General features: G+C 65.3%; 18 protein-coding genes. 7 read left to right on the forward strand and 11 right to left on the reverse strand.

What is annotated here, in order from left to right; all coding sequences use genetic code 11:
- The first annotated feature begins 18 nt into the window (after positions 1-18).
- From ACWDUN_RS24795 to ACWDUN_RS24805, 3 genes are read left to right on the forward strand one after another with little or no spacing between them, the layout of a single operon-like run.
- Entirely contained in the window at positions 19-1431 is a 1413-nt protein-coding gene (locus tag ACWDUN_RS24795; RefSeq protein ID WP_449932818.1) for an FAD-dependent oxidoreductase, read from the forward strand.
- Positions 1428-3119, forward strand: a complete 1692-nt coding sequence (gene ilvD, locus ACWDUN_RS24800; protein ID WP_449932820.1) for a dihydroxy-acid dehydratase — start codon at positions 1428-1430, stop codon at positions 3117-3119. The genes ACWDUN_RS24795 and ilvD overlap by 4 nt, the downstream gene beginning before the upstream one ends.
- Before the next feature lie 36 nt (positions 3120-3155).
- A complete protein-coding gene (locus ACWDUN_RS24805; RefSeq protein ID WP_449932822.1) occupies positions 3156-4499 on the forward strand; it encodes an MFS transporter in 1344 nt (447 codons plus the stop codon).
- A 37-nt stretch (positions 4500-4536) separates the two neighbouring features.
- Here ACWDUN_RS24805 and ACWDUN_RS24810 read toward each other — a convergent pair whose 3' ends face one another.
- Together ACWDUN_RS24810 and ACWDUN_RS24815 are read right to left on the reverse strand one after the other, a co-directional pair.
- A complete protein-coding gene (locus tag ACWDUN_RS24810) occupies positions 4537-5943 on the reverse strand; it encodes a carboxylesterase/lipase family protein (protein WP_449932963.1) in 1407 nt (468 codons plus the stop codon).
- A 54-nt stretch (positions 5944-5997) separates the two neighbouring features.
- Positions 5998-6903 carry an MBL fold metallo-hydrolase gene (locus ACWDUN_RS24815; protein ID WP_449932824.1) on the reverse strand — a complete coding sequence of 302 codons (906 nt, stop codon included), beginning with the start codon at positions 6901-6903 and terminating at the stop codon, positions 5998-6000.
- A gap of 127 nt (positions 6904-7030) precedes the next feature.
- Between ACWDUN_RS24815 and ACWDUN_RS24820 the strand changes: the two genes are divergently transcribed.
- Entirely contained in the window at positions 7031-7921 is an 891-nt protein-coding gene (locus ACWDUN_RS24820; protein ID WP_449932826.1) for a helix-turn-helix domain-containing protein, read from the forward strand.
- A gap of 86 nt (positions 7922-8007) precedes the next feature.
- Here ACWDUN_RS24820 and ACWDUN_RS24825 read toward each other — a convergent pair whose 3' ends face one another.
- Positions 8008-9207: an FAD-dependent monooxygenase gene (locus tag ACWDUN_RS24825; RefSeq protein ID WP_449932827.1), complete on the reverse strand. Its 1200-nt coding sequence runs from the start codon at positions 9205-9207 to the stop codon at positions 8008-8010.
- Positions 9208-9335: 128 nt separating this feature from the next.
- On the opposite strand from ACWDUN_RS24825, the gene ACWDUN_RS24830 reads away from it, so the two are divergent.
- The gene (locus tag ACWDUN_RS24830; protein ID WP_449932828.1) at positions 9336-9989 is read left to right on the forward strand and encodes a TetR/AcrR family transcriptional regulator C-terminal domain-containing protein; all 654 of its coding nucleotides are present in this window, start codon (positions 9336-9338) and stop codon (positions 9987-9989) included.
- Between the two features lie 97 nt (positions 9990-10086).
- On the opposite strand, the gene ACWDUN_RS24835 is transcribed toward ACWDUN_RS24830, so the two are convergent.
- A complete protein-coding gene (locus tag ACWDUN_RS24835) occupies positions 10087-11529 on the reverse strand; it encodes an MFS transporter (protein WP_449932829.1) in 1443 nt (480 codons plus the stop codon).
- Between the two features lie 105 nt (positions 11530-11634).
- Positions 11635-12747, reverse strand: coding sequence for an FAD-dependent monooxygenase (locus ACWDUN_RS24840; RefSeq protein WP_449932831.1), 1113 nt, complete (start codon positions 12745-12747; stop codon positions 11635-11637).
- A 168-nt stretch (positions 12748-12915) separates the two neighbouring features.
- Between ACWDUN_RS24840 and ACWDUN_RS24845 the strand changes: the two genes are divergently transcribed.
- A complete protein-coding gene (locus ACWDUN_RS24845; RefSeq protein WP_449932833.1) occupies positions 12916-13524 on the forward strand; it encodes a TetR/AcrR family transcriptional regulator C-terminal ligand-binding domain-containing protein in 609 nt (202 codons plus the stop codon).
- Positions 13525-13691: 167 nt separating this feature from the next.
- Positions 13692-14651: a zinc-binding alcohol dehydrogenase family protein gene (locus ACWDUN_RS24850; protein ID WP_449932834.1), complete on the forward strand. Its 960-nt coding sequence runs from the start codon at positions 13692-13694 to the stop codon at positions 14649-14651.
- Between the two features lie 28 nt (positions 14652-14679).
- Here the strand turns inward: ACWDUN_RS24850 and ACWDUN_RS24855 are convergent, their stop codons facing one another.
- From ACWDUN_RS24855 to ACWDUN_RS24880, 6 genes are all read right to left on the reverse strand, one after another.
- Positions 14680-15789 (reverse strand): acetamidase/formamidase family protein, encoded by a 1110-nt coding sequence (locus ACWDUN_RS24855; protein ID WP_449932835.1) that lies wholly within the window; start codon positions 15787-15789, stop codon positions 14680-14682.
- Positions 15786-17315 carry an amidase gene (locus tag ACWDUN_RS24860; RefSeq protein WP_449932837.1) on the reverse strand — a complete coding sequence of 510 codons (1530 nt, stop codon included), beginning with the start codon at positions 17313-17315 and terminating at the stop codon, positions 15786-15788. Before ACWDUN_RS24860 ends, ACWDUN_RS24855 begins: the two co-directional genes overlap by 4 nt.
- 2 nt (positions 17316-17317) lie before the next feature.
- A complete protein-coding gene (locus ACWDUN_RS24865) occupies positions 17318-18358 on the reverse strand; it encodes an ABC transporter substrate-binding protein (protein WP_449932839.1) in 1041 nt (346 codons plus the stop codon).
- Positions 18355-19188, reverse strand: a complete 834-nt coding sequence (locus ACWDUN_RS24870; RefSeq protein ID WP_449932841.1) for an ABC transporter permease — start codon at positions 19186-19188, stop codon at positions 18355-18357. Before ACWDUN_RS24870 ends, ACWDUN_RS24865 begins: the two co-directional genes overlap by 4 nt.
- 43 nt (positions 19189-19231) lie before the next feature.
- Positions 19232-20011, reverse strand: a complete 780-nt coding sequence (locus tag ACWDUN_RS24875) for an ABC transporter ATP-binding protein (protein WP_449932842.1) — start codon at positions 20009-20011, stop codon at positions 19232-19234.
- Positions 20012-20322: 311 nt separating this feature from the next.
- Positions 20323-21702 carry an MFS transporter gene (locus ACWDUN_RS24880; RefSeq protein WP_449932844.1) on the reverse strand — a complete coding sequence of 460 codons (1380 nt, stop codon included), beginning with the start codon at positions 21700-21702 and terminating at the stop codon, positions 20323-20325.
- Positions 21703-21745: the final 43 nt, after the last annotated feature.

The raw sequence follows: 21745 nt of genomic DNA on the forward strand, positions 1-21745 counted from the left end.
TCGATGTACCGTCCATCCATGACTGATATATCGGTTGAATGGCGGTTGAATCTCGGCTTCGGAGAAATCGATTTACGCCACTTTCCCCTGCTCGACGAGGTCGACGTCGCCGTGGTCGGGGCCGGTGCCGCGGGCGTCGCCGCAGCCACGGTCGCGGCCGAAGCGGGCGCGCGCGTGCTGGTCATCGAGAAGTATGGTTTCGCCGGCGGAGCGGCGGTGGCCGGCCTGTCGGGGACGATCTGCGGGATGTACCTGGCGTCCGAGGATGCCAGTCATCCCGAGCAGGTCGTACATGGTTTCACGGAGCGTTTCGCTGCAGAGCTCAGCTCGCGCGGTGGCCTCACCGAGCCCCAGCGCTACGGCAAGACCTTCACCGCAGCACACGACCCGCTGATCTGGCGCGAGTCCGCCGACGGGCTGTTGACCGGAGCGCGGGCACGCATCCTGTTCCACACCCAGGTAATCGACGTTCTGGTCGAGGACGGGCACTACCGCGGTCTGCTGGTGGCCTCCAACGCCGGAGTCGGCGTGATATCGGCCGCGCGAATCATCGACGCGTCCGGCGACGGAGCGGTCGTGGCGCGTGGTGGCGGTGCATACCGGTTCGGTGCCGACGGGCGGATCCAGAACCCGACCATGTTCTTTCGACTGGGCAACGTCGATACGGAGAGATTCTGGGCGGCATGGGGCGATGACACCATCAGTCCAGCGTGGGTGACGGCGGCGATCGACGACGCTCGCGCCGGTGGTATCGATCTGCCGCGCAACAAGATCTGGATCTTCGCCACCAGCCGGCCGGGGGAGTTGCTGGTCAACGCCACCAGGCTGACGGCGCCTGATGGTCGGATGCTCAACGTCATCGACCCTGCCGACTTCACCCTCGCCGAGATCGGCGGACGTCGGCAGGTTCGCGACTACGCACGCTTTCTCTCCGGCGCCGTGCCCGGATGTGCCGACGCGTTTGTCGTCGACACCGGCGTCGAAGCCGGCATCCGGCAGACCCGGACGGTGGCGGGGGTGCAGACGTTGCGCGACAGCGACGTCGTGGACGGAACGAAACGAGCGGACTCCATCTGCCGCTCGCCCTGGCCGATCGAATTGCACGACGGCGAAAAACCGCGCCTGCACTGGTTGTTGGACGACTACTACGATGTGCCGTTCGGTGCGCTGGTGCCAGAACGTGGTGAGAACGTCATCGTCGCGGGTCGGTGCCTGAGCGCCGAGCATCACGCGCTGGCTTCGGCGCGAGTCACCGCGCAGTGCTTCGAATACGGCCATGCCGCGGCGGTGGCCACCCTGGCCTCCCTGGAGACCGGCACCGCCTATCGCGATCTCGACGTGCGGGACATCCAGACTCGCATGATCGCCAACGGAAGTGCACTCGTGCCCGCGGAGCCGGTCGCAGCGCATTCAGAAGGGCAGCAACGATGACCGACAACTTCGAGCGTGCCGCGGACGGCGGTCTGCGCAGCAACTTCACCCCGGGCAGCACCAGATGGGCGGTGCGCCGCGCACAGTGGAGCGCGATGGGCATCAGCGTCGAGGATCAACAAAAGCCGAAGATCGCGATCGTCAACACGTCGTCGAAGTTGTCGGTGTGCTTCGCTCATCTCGACGATGTGGCGCTGCGGGTGGCCGATGCCGTCCGTGCGTCCGGCGGGCTGCCGTTCGAGATACGCACCACGGCCCCCAGCGATTTCGTCACCAGCGCCGGGCGCAAGGCACGGTACCTGATGCCCACCCGGGATCTCATCGTCAATGACGTGGAAGCCGCGGTCGAAGGGGCCGTGCTGGACGGGATCGTCTTCCTGTCGTCGTGCGACAAGACCACTCCGGCCCACCTCATGGCCGCGGCGCGGCTGGACCTGCCCTCGATCGTGGTGATCGGCGGCTATCAGAAGGGCGGCCGGTACAGCGGATGCTCGGTCGACATCGACACGGTCTACGAATCGGTGGGCGCGCTCGCTGCCGGCACCATGACGATCGACGAGCTCGGTGAGCTCGCCGACGAGGCGATCGAGGGGCCGGGGGTATGCGCCGGACTGGCCACGGCGAACACCATGCACTGTATGGCCGAGGCGCTGGGCATGACGGTGGCCGGTTCCGCGCCGACCCGGGCGAACTCGGAGGCCATGCTCGACAACGCCAGTGCTGCCGGCCGCCGGATCGTGGCGATGGTCGAGGAGAAGCTGACCGCACGCCAGGTCATCACGGCCGACTCGATTGAGAACGCGATCGAAGTCGCCCTGGCACTGGGTGGGTCGGTGAATTGCATCCGGCACCTGACCGCGATCGCCGCCGAGGCCGATCTGGATCTCGACGTGGTGGGCCTGTTCGAGAAACTCGGGCGAGACGCGGTGCAATTGGCGGCGATCCGGCCCAACGGCGCCCACCAGGTGTGGGATCTCGACGGCATCGGCGGAATCCAGACGGTGATGAGGGCACTGCTGCCACGGCTACACGGTGACGCGATGACCGTCGACGGCCGCAGCGTTGCCCAGCGGGCCGAGCACGCCCGCCCCGCCGACGGTGACGTCCTCCATGACCTCGACGACCCGATCAACGACGAGCCAGGGTTGATCATCCTGCGCGGTTCACTGGCTCCGGACGGGTCCATCGTCAAGGTTGCCGGGGTGGGCAAGGCCACTCGCCGCCAGTTCGCTGGGCCGGCCAAGGTGTTCGTGGGCGAGGATGACGCCATCACGGCGCTGGGAGACAACGGGATTCAGCGCGGTGACGTGATCGTGCTTCGCGGAATGGGTCCGCGCGGTGGGCCGGGCACAGTGTTCGCGGCCAGCTTCGTCGCCGCACTCAACGGCGCCGGGCTCGGTGGTGAGGTCGCCGTGGTCACCGACGGTGAATTGTCCGGTCTCAACCACGGTCTCGTCGTCGGTCAGGTGATGCCCGAGGCTGCCGACGGCGGCCCGCTGGCGGGACTACAGGACGGAGACACCATCAGCATCGACCTCGATGCGCGCCGGGTCGACACACGCCCGGTGCGCAACGGTGAGCCCGTGCGCGCGGCAGGGGGTGCCCCCGAACGCGGCTGGCTCGGCCAGTACGCCGCTCTGGTCGGCCCCATCCAGGGCGGCGCCGTGTTGCGCCGACCGGCTCCCTGACCCTCCCTTTCACCCCACCACAAAGGACAAACCAGGATGACAACCGCCGCACCCAACCAGGCCCGCAAGGCGGGCATCGCCGCCCTGATCGGCACCACCCTCGAGTGGTACGACTTCCTCATCTACGGCACCGCCGCGGCGCTGGTGCTCAACACCCAGTTCTTCCCCAACGCCGACCCCACCGTCGGAACCCTCGCCGCCTTCGCCACCTACGCCGTCGGCTTCCTGGCGCGCCCCCTCGGGGGCATCGTGCTGGGTAACATGGGTGACAAGGTGGGCCGCAAGAAGATGCTGATCTTCACCATCGTGCTGATGGGTGTGGCCACCACATTGATCGGCCTGCTGCCCACCTACGCCGCCATCGGTGTGTGGGCTCCGATCTTGCTGATCCTGCTCCGGCTGCTGCAGGGGTTCGGCGCCGGCGGCGAATACGCCGGCGCGGTGGTGCTTTCCGTCGAACACGGGGATCAGAAGCGACGGGGCCTTGCCGGAGCCTGGGCGCCGACCGGCTTCGCGCTGGCGACCTTGCTCTCCACCGGCGTGTACCAACTGGCCACCCTGTTGCCCGAGGACGCCTTCCAGAGTTGGGGTTGGCGGGTGCCGTTCCTGCTGGGCAGTGTTCTGCTGATCGTCGGCTACTTCATCCGCCGCAGCATCGACGAGACCGAGGCCTACGAGAACGCAGTGCAGGCCGAGGCGGCCGGCGTGGCACAAAAGACCAAGATCCCGGTGCTGGAATCGATCCGTCGCAGCCCGAGAAACTTTCTGGTCGTCATCGGCGCCCGGATGGCCGAGAACGGCTTTGCGTATCTGTTCCCGGTCTTCGCGGTGGGTTTCGCCGTCAACACCCTCGGAGTGGAGCGCAGCACCACCCTGCTGGCAGTGGTCATCGCGTCTGCGATTCAGGTGGTGTTCATCCCGATCTGGGCGCACCTCAGCGACCGGATCGGACGGCGGCCCGTGTATGCCGGTGGCGCGCTGTTGTCGGTGCTGTGGCTGGTGCCGTTCTTCGCGCTGCTTGAGACCCTCAGTGCCCCGCTGCTGATTCTGGGGTTCGTTGTGGGACTCGGAATTCTGTATCCGGCTATGTTGGCCCCTCAGGCGGCGTACTTCGCCGAGCTGTTCGACACCCGGACCCGCCTGTCGGGATTCGCGTTCGCCCGCGAGATCGGCTCGGTGCTGGCAGGCGGTTTCCTGCCGCTCATCGCCACTGCGCTGATCGCGGCGTTCGGGCACTGGTGGGTGATCGTCGTCTACCTCGGCATCCTGACCGCCCTGACGTTGGTCGCACTGGCTTACGGTCCGGAGACCAACCGCCGGGAGATCGTCGAGGTCGGTGGGACGAAGGCCGCGGAACCGCAGTCGGCGACAACGGCTTGAGGGGACGGCACTGCTGACCTGCGGGGACGGGATCGCACTACTCGAAGCGCCGGACTGCCGCGTCATCGCCGTGATAACCGTCCCAACCAGGAGAACCGTTGCGAGCGAACGCTACCCACGAGCTGTGCATCTGCGTGGGCAGGTCTTCCGGAACCGCGTCGGGTCCCAGCAGACCCGTCTTCCCGTGCAGCCACGGCGAATCGGCGATGTCGAAGACGAAGGGCAGCTCCACGGTGTGCGCCGCACCCAGCTTGCCGCCCAGCGCGCTCGATCGGAATCCGAACTGATAGAGGTAGGTTCCCCGTGCCGAGATCAGCGAGTGCGCCCGAGCGATCCGGGCAGAGCCGGCACCGAAAAGCGCCTCGCCGAGCAGGGCCGAGCGCAGTTCGCCATGGGTGGCATCGGGCCGGCGGGTGAGCAGGTCCCGCACAGCGGCCTCAGGGTCCAGGTGGTGCTGCGCCGCCACGGCCACGACATCAGCGTGCCTGGACGTCTCGAAGGTGCCCTGAGGGACGAGATAGAGGTTGCCCTCCTCGGTGTTGGTGCCGATGAGCAGCGCGATGCCGGCGGCCGGACCGTGCGCCAATGCATCGGCGGGCTGCCGATCCAGGACGAGGCCGAACGGGCTCAGGCCCATCAGTGGGTCGGCGGCGGTGGCGGTGCGCAGATCCAGGCCTGCCAGCGTGGGCAGCACGGCGACGAACTGTTCATCGGGAATGTCAGCCAGCCCGTCCACGGTGGGCTGTGCACCCAACCGGGCGGCCGCAGCGCGGGTGACTCGGGCAGCCTGCTCAGGAGTGAACGCACCTGTGCCGCTGCCACTTTGCATGACGGCCCGGTGGAACAACCCGGCGGCCTCCGGTGTGGCGAGCAGGGCACCCACCAAGGTGGCACCGGCGGATTGGCCGCACAAGGTGACATTTCCCGGGTCACCACCAAAAGCGCTGATGGTGTCGCGGACCCACCTCAGCGCGGCCAGCACGTCGAGCAGTCCCCGGTTGCGTGGCGCTCCCGGGACATCGAGGAATCCGGCGATCCCCAAGCGATAGTTGAGGGTGACGAGCACGATGCCGTCACGCGTGAATGCCCCGCCGTCGTACAGCGCGGCCTGCGATGACCCCGTGACGAATCCGCCGCCGTGGACGAATACCATCACCGGTCGTGCCGCGTTGTCGGCGCCGGGAGTGTGCACATCGAGCGTCAGATAATCCGCGCCGCGCACCCACCCGGGGCCGAAGTACGGCCGCATGTCGAGTGCGCCGAAGTCACGGACCGGCTGCGGCGCCGTCGCCCCGTGACCTGTCGCGTCCCGGACGCCGTCCCAACCGGGGTGCGGCGCCGGTGGAGCGAAGCGGTCAGCTCCCGTCGGGGTGGCGGCATAGGGGATGGCGCGGTAGCGCTCGCCGCTGTGGTCGCGCACGCCGCCCACCTCGCCGGAGGGGATTCGGACAACAGTAACGTCGTTCTCAGACAAGGGTTCTCCCTGGTGACTGGTCGATCAGCTGATACGGGCGAAGTCCGCCCAACCCTTGATGGCGAAGCTGGAGCCGTCGCGAACCACTTCAACCGCGCCGTGGCCCCCGAGGTGCGCCGGGAACAGCAGCGCATTGTCGTCGCTCGCCCGGCCCAGCAGCTTGTGCCTGGTGCTGCGTGATTCCGCAGGGTCCTCGCAGAAGCAGCTGTTGGTGTGGGGGGTGACGATCTGCAGCGGAGTGTGGATGAGATCGCCGACGAATACGGCCCGGTCTTGACCGGATTCCACTGTCAAGACCGACGATCCGGGTGTGTGTCCGGGCGCGAGATCCAGCCGCAGATTCTTGTCGATCTGGTAGGTCTCGTCCCACAGATGGGTCAACCCGGCTTGGTGAACCGGGGTGACGCTGTCTTCGAACACGTTCATACTTCCGCGGCTGGCACTGGGTTTGTGCACATTGGCCGGGTCCCAGAACTCGAAGTCGCGTTGTGACATCAGATAGGTCGCGTTCGGGAAGGTGGGCACCCACGTCGAACCATCCAGACGGGTGTTCCAGCCCACGTGATCGATGTGCAGGTGGGTGTTGATCACCACGTCGACGTCCTCGGGCGCCACGCCTGCGGCGGCCAGATTGTCGAGGAACGCGGTGTCGAGGTGATTCCACACCGGGACATAGGGTCGTTCCTTGTGATTGCCGACACCGGTGTCGACCAGGATGGTGCGTCCCTCGCTGCGCAGCACCCAGGTCTGTATCGCCGAGATGCACTGGTCGGTGCCGGGATCCCAGAAATCTGGGGCCAGCCAATGCTTGTTGGCTTCCCACTCGTGGTTGGTGCTGTCCGGGAAGAACTCTGCGGGTTTCATACGTACGGAGCCGTAGTACTCCTTGACGCGGGTGACGGTGACGTCGCCCAATTCGATCTGGTCCATGTGATTCCTTCGGTCATCGGCGGTGCTCACACGAGTCTGTCGAGGCGCGCGGTGGCCAACCACACCTCGTCGGTCCTATCCCTGACAGGGGGTGGCTGGGATCGCGCAACGCACGGATACTGAACAGATGGACGGACCTGGGCCCCTCGGAGAATTCCTGCAGGCGCGGCGCGCACGCACCCGGCCCGAGGACATCGGTGTGCAGGATTTCGGTGCACGCCGACGGGTGCAGGGGTTGCGCCGCGACGAGGTGGCGCACGTGGCGGGAGTCAGCGTGTCCTACTACACGCGCCTCGAACAGGGGATCTCGCGCGGTGCGTCCCCCGAGGTCCTGGATGCGATTGCCGCTGCGCTGCAATTGGATACGCACGAACGTGATCACCTCGAACGGTTGGCGGGCGCTGCCCGGCGGGCGCCTCGGCCGCGGCGTACACGTCCCGAGAAGGTGAGCGACGAGACGCGGGACCTGCTGCGCGCCCTCGACGGGACCCCGGCGCTGGTCCTGGGCCGACGCACCGATGTGCTCGCCTGGAATCACCTGGGCCACGCGCTGCTGGCCGGCCATGTGGACCGAGCCGCCGTCGACGATGTGGCGAACCGGCCCAACATGAGCAAAATGGTGTTCCTGGACGGGCACAAGCGCGAGCTCTACACAGACTGGCGACGCAAAGCCCGGGCAGTGGTGGGTAATCTGCGCATCGCCGTGGGGCGGCATCCGGACGACCGTGACCTTGCCGCCCTTATCGGTGAGCTGACGATGAAAAGCTCAGAATTCGTCACCATGTGGGGCGATCATCGGATCACCCCCTGCGACGCAGCGTCCTACGATCTGCACCATCCCGTGGTGGGTGACCTCACGGTCACCCAGCAGACGCTGGCCATCGCGCGCTCGCCTGGTCAGAGTCTGATCGTGGTCACCACCGCTGCGGGGTCATCCTCGGAGCGGGCGCTGGCGTTGCTGCGAACTCTGGGCACACCCATGCTCGACCGTGAGCTGCCCGACAGGCCCCGCGTCTGAGGCGCACTGCGATGCCCACGGGCACCAGGGCAGACGGCGGCGCGTCTGGCGCATCGACAAGCGGGCGGTGGTTGGACGGAATGTGATCAAGGCGTCGAACCGGACAGAGCCAAGGGCGCATTCGGGGCAGTGGGTCTGCGGCGTCGGCGGAGCCCGCGCAGCACTCGGAGCAAGGTCGGGCGTAGCACCTCGACCACGCGGCCGGAAGGGACGAACATCTGCTGTTTGAGCCGGGCGGCGCGCTGGTGGCGGGTGATGGCCGGACGCAGCCGGGATTCCCAGGAATCCAGGGCGGTGACGAGATTTCCGGGATATTGCCGCAGCGCGACGCCCAGTTCGACGCCGGCGCGTAGGCCAATGCCGGCGCCCATGCCGGAGTAGAGGTTCAGACACCATGCCGCGTCCCCCACGAGCACGACCCGGCCCTTGCTCCACCGTGGCATCTTGACCTGATGTACCGAGTCGAACACGTAGTCGGGTGCCTGTCGTAAGGAATCCAGGGCATGTTCGACGGCGCCGTCCATGCCGGAGAACGCGGCTCGCAGACGGTCGACAGGGGATCCGCTGAACTGGTCTCGGATGTGTTCGGTGCGGTAGGTCAGCAACACGGTGGGGGCCTGATCGGCGAGCCCGAACACCCACATTGCGTGCTTGGCGTGTGCGATGACGACGCTATCGGCGGGCCCGAAGGACGGTACCTGCTCGGGGAGTTGGAAGGCGCAGATCATGGCCTTCCAGTTGCTCAGATACGCCTCGTGTGGGCCGAACACGATGCGGCGCACGCTCGATCGCATGCCGTCGGCGCCGACGACCAGGTCGAAATCCTCGTGATACTGAACGGCGGTCTCGGCGTCGGTGAGTGCCACGCGCACATCGTCAGCGCGGTTGGTGATGTCGGTGGGGGTGGTAGCGAACCGCACCTCGATCTGTGCGCTGCTGATGCTGTGCCAGAGCGCCGCTTCGATGTCTCCGCGCAGGACCGCTGCAGGACCTCCCGGCTGGTCCAAGAGTCCCACACTTCGGTGGCGTTTTCCGCGACGGTTCACCGACCACGTGGCGCCGTCTCCGACGGGGTTGCGGGTGTGGAGATGATCGGCAATACCCAGTTCGGTGGCTGCGTGCCGGCCTTCGGGGAACAGGGCGATGAAGTAGCCGCCTGTTCGACGTTCGGGACTGCGCTCGACGATGACAGGTGTCCACCCGGCCCGGTGCAGTCCGATTGCCGTCGACATTCCGGCGATGCCGAGCCCCACCACCAATGCCCTTCTGCTGTTCGTCTGTTGCATCGTGTATCTCCTGTCCCGCCAACGGAAATGCCCGCCTTCGAGGCAGATTGCATCACGGGCGGGGTCGATGATTTAACTTAGTTAAAGCCGTCTCGCCAGGATGCTTTAACTTTGTTAAAGTGTCAACCATGGCGAAGGGCATCACCCGGGAACGCATCGTGGCGACAGCTCTTGAACTACTCAACGAACATGGCATGGATGCGCTGACCGTTCGCGCGCTGGCGACCGCACTCGATGTGCGCGCACCGGCCCTGTACTGGCACGTGCGCAACAAACAGGAATTACTCGACGAGATGGCCACCGAGGTCCTGCGCCGAGTCGGGATCGCCCTGTCGACGATCGGCCCCGGGGCCGACTGGCGCGACGACGTCCGCGCCTACGCGCGCACCTTGCGCTCGGAGTACCTGAAACACCGCGATGGGGCCCGGATCTTCAGTGGCACTCGGCTCTCGGATCCGAATGTCCTGCGCACGAAGGAAGTCTGGTATGCCCGGTGGACGGCGGCCGGGATGACACTCGTGGATGCGGATGATGCCGTCGATCTGGCCACCGCCTTCGTGGTCGGCTTCGTCATCGAAGAACAAGAGCGACGACAGTCGGCTGTGGCCGACCCGACGCGGTACTCACTCGCCGAGCGTGACGCTTGGCTGGGTGAGGAGCTTCGTCTGGTCAGGGAGGCCGGCCACCTCCGCGACGACGGCGATAGCCGTTTCGAACGTCAACTCGGCATCGTCCTCGACGGGATTGCGACTCGGATGAATGACGCAGCATCGGGAACGTGAACTGAGGCGTGGGCGCACGTCGTCCCGACCTGTCGCGCAATGGTGGTCTCCGGAACGAACACCGGCACGGCGCTGCGAGCGCACTGTGAACGCATCGCTAATCGGTGTTGTGTCCAACGGGATTGCGTAACACCGCGATCACTGGCACAGCTGCCAATGCGAAGAGCACTCCCGCCAGCGAGATGTACAGGTAGACGCCGGAGGCGGTACTGACCGCAGCACCACCTGCGCTGAGGTCCGGTAATTGACTAGCTTTGAGTATCTCACCGCCGGCGATATTGACCACGACTGAGCCGAGGGCGAGCACAACCGACACCAGGCCCGCTGTCATGCCTTGCCGTTGAGGCACTTCGAGGCTTATGGCCAAGTTGTAGCCGGAGGCGCCTATCGCACCGGCGGCGACGCCGAGCATGGCGCCACAAGCAATCGCCAGCGGTAGCAGTGATATCCCGGCGAGCATGCCGAAGGTCGCGACGGTACCCACGGCGATACCGCCCAGCAGGGGAAGAGCCGGGCCGACTCGGCCCGCAAGCCATCCGGCGCCGACGCCGCCGACGACGATGCCGAGATTGGCCGTTCCGAGCAGTACGGCGAGCGCATCACTGCCGCCCAGCCCGTAACCGAGGCCGAGTGCAGGGGAGACCTGGGCGGTGACGCCGGTCAGTTGCAGCATGCTGCGAAAGGAACCGGCAGCCAACACCAACGCCAGCAGCGTGAGCAGAACAGGGCGAGTCAAAGCACGGATATCGATGATGGGTTCGTCGATCCGCAGCGCGAGAACCGCCCAGCCCACCAAAGCTGTGACACCTGCTGCCACCAGCGCAACCATGCCCTCGGACAACCAGCCGGCGTCACTGCCAAGGCTGATGTAGGCAAGGGTCGCGCCAAGGCCGCAGCCGAGAAGTAGCGCCCCCACCACGTCGATCCGGCCCCCGGTGCGAATCGGCGACTCAGGGATGAACGCACGGACACAGACAGCGGCGGTCGCCGCGAGCAAGGCCGCTACGACAAACACTCCGCGAAATCCGAACGACTCGATCACGGGCTGCATCAGAAAAGGCTCGACGATCCCGACCATCGCCGAGCCCGACGTCAAGATGCCGACCATTGTCATCGCCACCGTTGGCCTGCAGATCTGTTGTGTGAGCGCCACCGTGAGGAAGATCGCTGCGAAGGCGGCCCCTTGGAAAAAGCGTCCCACCAGAAACGTCCACAGGTTAGGGGACAGCAGGCAGATCACGGCTCCTGCGCAAGCAAGCAGAAGGGTGATGAGAAGTAACCGCCGCTTACCGAAGATGTCGGAACTCTTGGCCAGCAGCGGCGACCAGATGGCGCCGGCCAGCATCGCCCCGGCGTTGAGCCAGGCTGCCTGATCGGTGTCGAAATGCTCCATCAACTGCGGCAGAACCATCATCGGTGATCCGATGACCAGATCAGCCAGAACGTTGGCGAGAGTGAGAACTGCTGCCCAGAGGACGAGCCTCGCACTCCAGCTGCGTGCTTGGTCGTCTCCGACTGATTTATCGTGAAGCTGCTTCACTGCGCACACTTTCTGTCACGTGACTGGGAAATCCGTTGGCGATGAGGGCAACGTGAGGCGGTCGGGCGATCGTTGCGGCCGCTTGCTCTTGAAAAGAGTTCGCACTCAGGGTGTTCGGGTGGAGGCCGCTTTCAGGGCTTCGTTACGAGCGGCAATGTCGGCCCAGGTCGCGGGAAGGATGCGGTCGCGGCCACTGGCCACACAGCCCTGAGCAAAGGTGACATACGGGCGTTGCCGAGCTTCGTACCGCGCGAAAGCCGTGCTGTGACTGCAATCTCGATCCAGTTCCTCGGCCAGGAATCGGGCACCGGTGAGGGCCAGTGAGGTGCCCCGGCCGGACAAGAACGCCGCACAGTAGCCGGCGTCCCCGACCAGCACGACGCGACCACGATGCCAGGAGGTGAGATGAACTTGACTTGCAGCCGAGAAGTAGAAGGCGGGATCGACGCGTGCTGCTGCCAGCAGCTCCGGGATGCGCCACCACGGGTAGTCGGCAAAAGCGTCGAAGAGTATCTGCTTCTTGGTGTCCGCGTCGTCCGGATCGTAATCCAGTGTTTCCGAGCGGAACTCGAATACTGCGACCGACTTGCCCCCATATCGGAACACACCTGCCATTCGGCCGGGAACGTTGTATATCGAGTTGGCGCTCCCAGAATGACGCTCATCGGGAAGATCTGCCAGGGCGAAGTACACGCCGAGGTGTCTCACATGATGCTCGTCGGGTCCGAACACCAGTCGGCGTACCGTCGAGTACTGGCCGTCGGCGCCGACAACGAGGTCGTACCGCGCGGTCCGGCCCGATGCGAATTGCGCGTCGACATGGTCGTCACTTTGGGCCAACGCCGTGATCGAGTCATCGAATCGGATGGTCGCTGTGTTCGACACAGCATCGGCGAGGAGGCCCACGAGATCCTCGCGCAAGATCTCGATGTCGTCGTCGGAATCGCCGATCTCAGTGACGGGCATCAGGGCGATCGGTTTGCCGTGTATGTCGAGAAACTGTGTGCGCTCGGACATCTGGACGCGTCGTGCCTGAATGCTCGCGAGCAGTCCCATTTTGTCCACGACTTCGATGGCATCGCCGCGGATATCGATCGGGGTGCCTGTGAGACGGAGTTGGGGAGCGCGTTCAACCACCGTGACCTCGTGGCCTCGACCGCCGAACTCCAGCGCGCACGCCAAACCGGCTATGCCGCCGCCCGACACAAGAATTTTCATCGGTGCTCCATCGATACAGGGGGTTGGTGGCGACGGGCGAATGGCCGTCGGCCACGTATCCCTACTAAAGCGAAAGTATGTCGCGTTAGCGAGCGTATACCGATCCGGGTTGCACCGCAACGCTGCCGTTGGCAACAATCGTCGCCGAGGCAGAAGGTGAGGGTGGCGATGGGGAACGGGACTTCGGGCCGGCCGCCCGCGCGCCGCCCCGGCGGGCGGACTGCCCGGGTCAAGGCGCAAATTCTCGCCGCCACAGCCGAACTCGTGGCACGTGATGGCGTCGCCGCGTTCCGGTATGAGGATGTTGCCGCGGCAGCGGGCGTCCACAAGGCCAGCATCTACCGCAACTGGCCTGACCGGGAAGAACTGGTCGCCGAGGCGTTGTTGCGTTATGCCGAAGGCCTCGCCTCGATTGCGGACACCGGTGACATACGCTGCGACTTGGTGGATTTTCTGGTGGCCCTTGCGGCCGGCCTCGAAACGCCGTTCGGGCGCGCCCTCGAAAGGGCCATCCAACCCGCTCGCCACGATGAGACCCTGCGCGCGCTGACCCGGGTGCTCGACGCCCGGGTGGCCGCCATGCAGCATCGTGTGGACACCGCGGTCGATCGAGGCGAACTTCCTCCGGTCGATAGCGGCTTCTTGGGCGAGATGATCTCCGGCCCGGTGCATCTCATTGTCAACCGGGGGATGCGCACGTTCACCTCTGCCGATGCGGAAAGAATCGTCGACGTGGTGCTTGCCGGTATTCGGTCACAATTGCCCGAGCGTCGGTAGTGACGTGGGGCGGCCCCGGGTCACGGGGCCGCGTTGTTCGACGTGGCCTCGCTGGCGGGGTTGCCGTTATCGGACGCCGTACTGACTGATGCCGTTGCGCGGAGTTGACACCTTAACATCGTTAAGGCATCCTCGAGTCGACTCTTTAACTTAGTTAGGGAACTCTGATGCGTGCTGCAGTCGTCACCGCCCCCGATGTGTCGCCCATCTGCGGTGACTTCCCCGAGCCCACGGCCCCGCCCGGCCATGAGCCGTTGCAACTCGTCGCAGCCGGCCTGCATAACGTCGTTCGCGGGCTGGCCACCGGGCGGCACTACGGCTCCGGCCAGATGACATATCCGTTGGTACCGGGCATCGACGCGGTCGCACGCACCAGCGACGGGCGCTTGGTCTACACCGGCTACGCGCGTCCACCTTTCGGAACGATGGCCGAGCGACTGTGTGCACCCATGCAGGTGGAGCTACCGGTGGGAGCGGATCCGCTCATGATCGCCGCCGGTATGAACCCCGGCCTCTCGGGATGGGTAGTCCTCACCGCACGACGCAGGGAAATGGGGACTTTGGGCACCGTGTTGGTGTTGGGCGCCACGGGAATGTCGGGCAGCCTCGCCGTGCAAGGGGCGTTGGCGCTCGGGGCGCAGCGGGTCATCGCCGGTGGGCGCGACCCGGAGGCGCTGGATTGCCTGCGTGGAATGGGAGCGATGACCGTGTCGCTGGCCCACGACGGACCCGACGGTCTACAGAAGGCTCTGGCCGACGCGGTGTCCGAGACGTCGCCCGGACTGGTGCTGGATTATTTGTGGGGGCCGGTAGCCGAGGCCGCCTTCGCGGTGCTCGGTCGCGGCGGCCACGACACCGAGGCGAGCACGGCCTACCTGCAGATCGGGTCGCTCGCCGGTCGGACGGCGGCGCTGCCCGCGGACCTGTTGCGCAGTCGGCGGATCCAGATCGCCGGCAGCGGCATCGGATCGCAGTCTGCCGAGGCGCTGTTCGCCGAGGCGCCGGAAGTGATGGCCCGCTTCGCCGACGGCTCCCTGCAATTGCCCTACACCGCGTTCCCGCTGAGCCGGATCGGCGAGGCGTGGGCGTACACCGGCCGCAGCCGCGCCGTCGTCGTGCCGGATTGACCCTTTCGCTGGGCCAAGGGTGATCGGCTCAGTCGAAAATGTCCGTAGGCAACATGGCCGATACCAACACGTTGGGCACGTCGACGAGTTGGCTGATGCGCAGGTCGACGGCCACACTGCACAGTGCGTACGCCTGCTGGCGAGTGAAGCCGCGGTCCTCAGCCAGATGATCAACCATCAGCCGCAGCGCATTTCGCGTAGCCAGGTTGAGATTCTCCGGGTGGATCCGGCCGTCCGGATCCATCGGTACACCGGTCACGGCGAAGTGTGGTCGGCTGGCCACCTCCGGAGGGCCAGCAGTAACGCGTTCGAAGTGCAGGTGACGGATGCCCCCCGCCGCGGCGGCACCTTTGCGCAGGTCGAATCGCACCACGACCTTGGTACTGGTTTCCACCGCCGCACCGCACGATTCGCCGTCACCCTGTGCGAAATGGCCGTCACCGACGGAGAACAGCGCGCCGGGTACCCACACGGGCAGGTATACCCGGCTGCCGGCGGTGAGGTGTTTGATGTCGATGTTGCCGCCGGCTTCGGTGGGGGAGATGGTGCGTCGCCCCGGATCGCCCGCGCGATCCGGTGGAACCGCCGAGGCGGGATTCGGCAATTCCACCAGTCCACCTTCGTCGGCCGCCTGTTGTTCGGCGGTTCTGGTGCGTTCGAACAGCTCCCGTGACGGCGAGACACCCATCACTCCCATGAAGGGAGCGGCCGGCAATCGGATGCCGGGCAGGTCTGTCGAGTGGGCGAGCCCGTCGGCGATTTCCCAACGAACGACGTGTGGTTCGGTGAATTCGTCGCGCAGAAAGCCGAATCCGGGAATGTTGAGCGTGGCGCCGAAGTCTCCGGTCTCGACCGACAACACGTCGACCACCAGAAGATCTCCGGGTTCGGCGTCCTGAATGTACACGGGTCCGGTCAGTGGGTGGATTCGGGCAGCGTCCATCCGCAGGACGTCTTCGGCCGTCGAATCCCGGGTGATCTGACCGTCGTAACCGTCGCGTGCGCGCATCGCCACCGTGTCACCCGGCGCGCATCGCAACACCGCGGGAATATCTGGATGCCACCGATTGTGTCCCGAACGCGGGTCTTCCACCAGGGGTCTGGTCAGGTCCAGTTCGATCTCGTGCACGCCGCTCATGATGCCGGATCCGCCGCGCTGGGGAAGCCGCCGCGAGCCCGTTCGAACGTATGCGCAACCCGCAATACCGTGGCGTCGTCGTGATGGCGCCCGACAATCATCATCCCCACGGGCAGCCCCTGTACCGTCCCGGCCGGGACGCTGCACGCGGGATGGCCGGTCACGTCGAAGGTGGCGGTGTTCGCCATCATCTCCAACGCTCGGGCCAGGTATTCGTCCAGCGAGGCCTCAGGGCTCGGAATCAGGCTCGGCAGGATCGGGGTGGTGGGCATGACGAGGACGTCGAAGTGAGACAGCGCTTCGTCATACGCAGCGCGCAGGCGCGGAACGAGGTTGCGTGCCATCGCATAGTGCGTCCCGTGGTGGCGGTCCAGGGTATGCCTGCCCGCCAGGAGAACCAGTTTCACGGTGTCGGGGAAGGAGGCACCGTCGGCGCGACGACGACTGCCGTAATGCTCGATCAGGGCGGGGTCGTACCAGCCCTGCCAGTTCCTGCCGTAGGCATTACCGTCGACCATCTGAGCGGTGCCGCCCTCGACAGCGATCACGTCCCAGATCTTCTTGCCGTGGCGGTGCCAAGGGACCGACACCTCTTCGCACAGCAGGCCCGTGGAACGAAGGGTCTCGACAGCGCCGCGGACGGCGGCATCGACGCCGGTGGCGGACTCCGGGTGGGCAAAGCCCTCCGTCACAACCCCGACACGCAGTCCGGTTGTGGCCCGGAGCAATTCGTCGGTATAGCTCGGTCGGTCACTGTCGCTGCGTTGTCTCGGGTCCAGGCCGTCGGGCCCGGCGATCACCTCGAGAACCAGCGCGGCGTCGGCGACGGTGCGGGTCATGGGTCCGAGGTGGTCCAGTGACTGTTCGATGGGGAATGCGCCCGTGTAGGGGACCAGCCCGTGCGTAGGCTTGTGACCGACGATCCCGGTGAATGCGGCAGGCAGCCGAACCGAACCGCCCTGATCGCCGCCGATGGCGAGGTCTACCGCGCCGGAGGCTACCAACGCGGCGCTGCCGCTTGACGAGCCGCCGGCCGTGCGGCTGTGGTCCCAGGGGTTGCGAACCGGCCCGGTCGCGGCGGTGTGCGACGCGCCGGAGAAACAGAGGTTCTCGCAAACGGTCTTGCCCGCGATCGTGGCACCAGCATCCAGGAGCCGGGTCACTACGGTGGCGTCCCGATCCGGGACGTAACCCTCGACCAGTGCCGAACCGTTCATCATCGGGACGCCGGCCACCGCGATGTTGTCCTTGATGCCCACCGTCCGCCCCGCCAACGGACCGGCGGCAGCGGTGGTGATCGCACAGGTGACATACCAGCCGCCAAGCGGATTGTGTTCGGGATGCGACCAGGCACGTGTCACGGGCGGCGCCGGGATCTCTGCGTGCAGTTCCTCCACCAGATCCCACGAGCCCAACATGGTCTCGACGTGTGGGGCGAATTCCGTCAACTCACCGGCGGTCAGACTGAGCCCATATGCAGAACAGATGTTTTCCAGGTCGGCCGGTGCCGGCTGTTGCACTGTCATGGTCAGCCAACCTCGACGATTTCTCGGGCTCGCGTCGCCAACTCGGTGTTGACGTTGTTCTCATATGACGTGGCATCTGAGGGATAGGCCACGATGTTCTTGGTGAACAATGCAATCTCCATGTTGCGGTCCCAGGATTCCTTGGTCACCGTGACGTCTTCGGCGTAGCCCTTGGCTTCGATCTCCCGCTGCACAGCCGCCGCGACCACATCGCGCGACAGATCGGGGAAATATTGGGCGGCAATGTCGATCGTTGCCGCCGGGTCGGCATAGATGAACTTCGATGCCTTCGCAATCGCGGTCACCACGCCCTGTGCGGCGTCCCGATTCTCCTGCAGGTAGTCGTCGGTGGTCGTAAGGCTGGAGAAGGCGAATGGGTACCAGTCCGGGTTGGCGGGGAAGCTGTACACCACCTCGAGACCCTGGTCGACCACCGCCTGGCTGACGGTCGGTTCGAAGGACAGCGCAAGGTCGGCTTGTCCACCGGCCACGGCGGCGAGCTCGCTGCCCAGCGCAACATTGACCATTGTCACGTCCTTCAGCCCCTTTTGGTCGATCAGGTATTTCATGAAGGCCCAACTGGTATCCGGCTCCGGGCTCACCGCCACCTTCCTGCCTTCGAATACGGACGCGTCGTCGAGTGTGGCGTTACTGCCGTCGCGGCCGATGACGAACACCGACGGAGCGTTCTGGATGGCCGCCACCACCACGCCGGGACCGCCGTTCTCATGAGACTTCGGTACGAATACCGGATCCTGGATCGAGAAGTCAGCGGATCCACCCAGCACCGCGGTCCAGGATTGGGTGCCACCACCGCCCGTGGCGATGTCGACGGTCACCCCCTGTTCTGCGAAGTAGCCGTTCTCCTGTGCGACGTAGAGCGGAAGGTAGAGCAGGGACTGGAAGGCCTGGCTGATCCGAACCGTGGTAGTGCCGTCGGCAGACGGCGCCGGCTCGCCGGCACACGCCGTGGCGAGCAGGACTGTGCCGGTAGTAGCGGCAATCATCAATTGGCGTAAGTACATTCGGGGACTCATGATCATGACCTTTCCCAATGGCCGAGGAACTTTTCGAGGGCGCTGACGAGGAGGTTGAAGACCAGCACCATCGCCATGACGATGGCGATGCCGGCGATGACGAGACTGATGGTGAAGTTGGAGCTACCGAGCAGGATCATGTGGCCCACACCGGCATCAGAGCTGATGTATTCACCAACGATCGCCCCGACGAGTGCAAAGCCGATGTTGAGCCGCAGACCGGACACCACCCATGTCATCGCTGACGGCACAACGAGTTTGCCGAAGATCTGGGAGCGGGAGGCGCCGAACGACTTCATCAGATTGATCAGGTCGGGGTCGGTGCGCCGGGCGCCGCGATAGGAGGTGGTCAGGGATACGACCACGCATGAGAAGGCGACGATCACCACTTTGGATGTCATCTCGGTGCCGAACCAGATGATCGTGAGTGGGGCGACGGCGAGGACTGGGATGGAGCCGATGGCGGCGATGAATGGTGCCGTCAGGTCGGCAACAAACTGGGAGTACCACAGCAACAGCCCGAGGATCGAGCCACCCACTGCGCCGATCAAGAATCCGAGTAGGACCTCCGAGCTGGTCACGCCGATGTCGGTCCACAGTTGCCCGGATTGTGCGCGGGTCTGCAGGACATTCCAGACTGCACTGGGACTGCCGAACAGAAAGGAGCTGATGGCGCCGCTGCGGGTACCCAGTTCCCAGGCTGACAAGGCGGCTACGACGATCAACACCTGCAAGGTGTGTAGGAGGATCCGTCTGTGGTGGGGCGCCGCGGTGGTCATGCGGCTGCGTACCGGACGTGTCGGTGCTGCCGGCTGTTCGGTCAGTACGGTGGTCATTTGTCCTCCTGGGTGCGGTGAGGAGTGGTGCGGGCGGGTGGCATCATGCGACGGCCCCGGACTGGCCGATGCCACGCCAGATCAACTCATAGAACTCGTTGAATCGCGGGGCGAGGCGCCGTTCGTTGATATCGGTGCTCGTGGTGCCCAGATCGACGTCCAGTTCGTGGACAACTTCTCCGGGATGCGCTTTGAGGACGTACACGCGATCCGACATGGTGACCGCTTCTTCGATATCGTGTGTGACGGCGACGATGGTTTTGCCTGTTGCCCTTGCTGTTTCGAGGAGCTCGCCTTCCAATGCGATCTTGAGGGGATAGTCGAGGGCTTTGTAGGCCTCATCCATGAGGATGATGTCGGGATCGGTCACCATGGTGCGCATGAGTGCTGCCCGTTGCCGCATCCCGCCGGACAGGTCAGCGGGGTACTTGTCTTCGTATCCCTCCAACTTGTACGCAGCGAAGAGCTGTCGGGCGCGATCGCGGGCTTCTTTTCTGCGGGTTCCGCGGACTTCGAGGCCGAGGATGACGTTCTCCAACACCGTTCGCCACGGGAAGAGCAGATCCTTCTGTAGGACATAGCCGATGTTTTCGGAAGTGGTGCCGGTGACGTCCCTGCCGTTCACACGTACCGCGCCGGAGGTGGGCGCCACCAGGCCGGTGATGATGTTGAACAACGTCGACTTGCCACAACCGCTCGGGCCGACGATGGAGACGAACTCGCCCCGGTCCGCGTGCAGTGTCAGTCCCTTCAATACCTGAGTTGCGCCCTGAGTCGTGGCGTACTCCTTGTCGATTCCGACGACTTCCAAGCGGCGGGTCATCGGTGGACCCGCGCACCGCGGCCGGCGAGCCGATCAATAACTGATATATCACCCATGATGTGACTGATCCCCTTCTCGAATTCTGGAGTTGATCATGTGGAACCCTGCAACGATGCGCGGGTCGGAAAAGTGGTGGTCGAGCGTTTACCGCCCGTCGGTCCACCTAGCGAAGCACACAGTATCCGGTTGAGCAACCGATTGTGCAGAATTGCCTCCATGTATGAGGCCATCGGCTGCCCTGCCCGCAGATCCCGGTCGCAGCGCCTTGGCGCGGCGCCAGCCGTCCCTGGGGCGCTACATCCACTGCACGGCTACTTGCCGGCGGTGACGCATCCGGGGCTGGCAATGTCGAGGGTTGCCAGGTCGACGCCTCTGGTTTCCTTCAGGAAACTCACTGCGACCGTCGAGATGACTGCTGCCACCGCGAGATAGCAGGCGATCGGCACCCACGATTCGTAGGACCGCAGCAGCGACGTGCTGATGAAGGGAGCCAGCGATCCGGCGAAGATCGACGTGACCTGATAGCCAAGTGAGACACCCGTATAGCGCATGCGTGTCGGAAACATCTCGGCCATCAGCGCCGGCTGCGGCGCGTACATCAAGCCGTGGATCAACAACCCGAGCGTGATACCGAGGAAGATGAAAAACTCGTTGCCGGTGGCGAGCAGCGGGAAGCCGATGAATCCCCATCCGGCGGCCAGCACCGATCCCAGCAGGAATACCGGTTTGCGGCCCCAGGTGTCGGCGAGTCGACCGTAGAACGGCACCGCGATGAAGTGGATCGCGTGCGCGCCCAGAATGAGCCCCAGTATCTCTGTGGTCGTGGCTCCGATTGTGAACGCCAGGTACGTGATCGAGAAGGTGACGACCATCTGGTACATGATGTTCTCGGCGACCCGCGCGCCCATGGCGATCGCCACCTGACGTGGGTAGGCCCGGATGACTTGCAGTGCGCTCGGGGTGGCCGCATTCGTTTTCTCGGCCGCTTCTCGCGCTTCGAGGAACAACGGCGCCTCGTCGACGCGGGTGCGGATGTAGTAACCGACGATCACGATCACGGCCGACAACCAGAACGCGATCCGCCAACCGTAGGTCAGAAAGGCGTCTTCCGTCATGGCGAACGACAAACCCGTTAGCACAAGCGTCGCAACGAAATTGCCGAGCGGCAGCGCGGCCTGCGGCCAACTGGTCCAGAAGGTGCGACTCCTGTTCGGGCTGTGCTCGGCGACCAGTAGGACCGCTCCGCCCCATTCGCCGCCGACACCGACGCCCTGAACGAAGCGCATCACCACCAAGAGCAATGGAGCGGCCATCCCGATGTTGGCATAGCCGGGTATGCACCCGATTGCGAAGGTCGATGCGCCGACCAGCAGCAGGCTCACCTGCAGCAGTTTCTTACGGCCCACGCGGTCGCCGAAGTAGCCGAAGATCAGTCCGCCCAGTGGGCGGGCGAGGAAGCCCACCGCGTAGATGAGCAGCGCGTTGATCACGCCGTCGAGGGCGTTGTCGGTCTCGGGAAAAAACAGCGTGCCGAACACCAAGGCCGAGGCCGCCGAGTAGAGCAGGAATTCATACCACTCGATGACGGTGCCGGCCATCGATGCTGCGACCACCCTGCGCAACCTGCTCGCCGGCGGGTCGGTTGATCGTGCGGAGCTGGCGGGAGATTGCCGGGGCGAGGTGTCGGTCATCGGAACTCCTGTCGGTGGACCTCGTTGGTGACGGATGCCGCAA

It is taken from the genome of Mycobacterium sp. NPDC003323 (assembly GCF_053589535.1).

Excerpts from the sequence above, each read along its gene's own strand:
- ACWDUN_RS24855 (WP_449932835.1), bottom strand. The coding sequence starts at position 15,789 with ATGAGCGGCGTGCACGAGATCGAACTGGACCTGACCAGACCCCTGGTG.
- ACWDUN_RS24830 (WP_449932828.1), top strand. The coding sequence starts at position 9,336 with ATGGCGAAGGGCATCACCCGGGAACGCATCGTGGCGACAGCTCTTGAA.
- ACWDUN_RS24840 (WP_449932831.1), bottom strand. The coding sequence starts at position 12,747 with ATGAAAATTCTTGTGTCGGGCGGCGGCATAGCCGGTTTGGCGTGCGCG.
- ACWDUN_RS24845 (WP_449932833.1), top strand. The coding sequence starts at position 12,916 with ATGGGGAACGGGACTTCGGGCCGGCCGCCCGCGCGCCGCCCCGGCGGG.
- ACWDUN_RS24850 (WP_449932834.1), top strand. The coding sequence starts at position 13,692 with ATGCGTGCTGCAGTCGTCACCGCCCCCGATGTGTCGCCCATCTGCGGT.
- ACWDUN_RS24815 (WP_449932824.1), bottom strand. The coding sequence starts at position 6,903 with ATGGACCAGATCGAATTGGGCGACGTCACCGTCACCCGCGTCAAGGAG.
- ACWDUN_RS24805 (WP_449932822.1), top strand. The coding sequence starts at position 3,156 with ATGACAACCGCCGCACCCAACCAGGCCCGCAAGGCGGGCATCGCCGCC.
- ACWDUN_RS24795 (WP_449932818.1), top strand. The coding sequence starts at position 19 with ATGACTGATATATCGGTTGAATGGCGGTTGAATCTCGGCTTCGGAGAA.
- ACWDUN_RS24820 (WP_449932826.1), top strand. The coding sequence starts at position 7,031 with ATGGACGGACCTGGGCCCCTCGGAGAATTCCTGCAGGCGCGGCGCGCA.
- ACWDUN_RS24825 (WP_449932827.1), bottom strand. The coding sequence starts at position 9,207 with ATGCAACAGACGAACAGCAGAAGGGCATTGGTGGTGGGGCTCGGCATC.
- ACWDUN_RS24865 (WP_449932839.1), bottom strand. The coding sequence starts at position 18,358 with ATGATCATGAGTCCCCGAATGTACTTACGCCAATTGATGATTGCCGCT.
- ACWDUN_RS24875 (WP_449932842.1), bottom strand. The coding sequence starts at position 20,011 with ATGACCCGCCGCTTGGAAGTCGTCGGAATCGACAAGGAGTACGCCACG.
- ACWDUN_RS24860 (WP_449932837.1), bottom strand. The coding sequence starts at position 17,315 with ATGACAGTGCAACAGCCGGCACCGGCCGACCTGGAAAACATCTGTTCT.
- ACWDUN_RS24880 (WP_449932844.1), bottom strand. The coding sequence starts at position 21,702 with ATGACCGACACCTCGCCCCGGCAATCTCCCGCCAGCTCCGCACGATCA.
- ilvD (WP_449932820.1), top strand. The coding sequence starts at position 1,428 with ATGACCGACAACTTCGAGCGTGCCGCGGACGGCGGTCTGCGCAGCAAC.
- ACWDUN_RS24870 (WP_449932841.1), bottom strand. The coding sequence starts at position 19,188 with ATGACCACCGTACTGACCGAACAGCCGGCAGCACCGACACGTCCGGTA.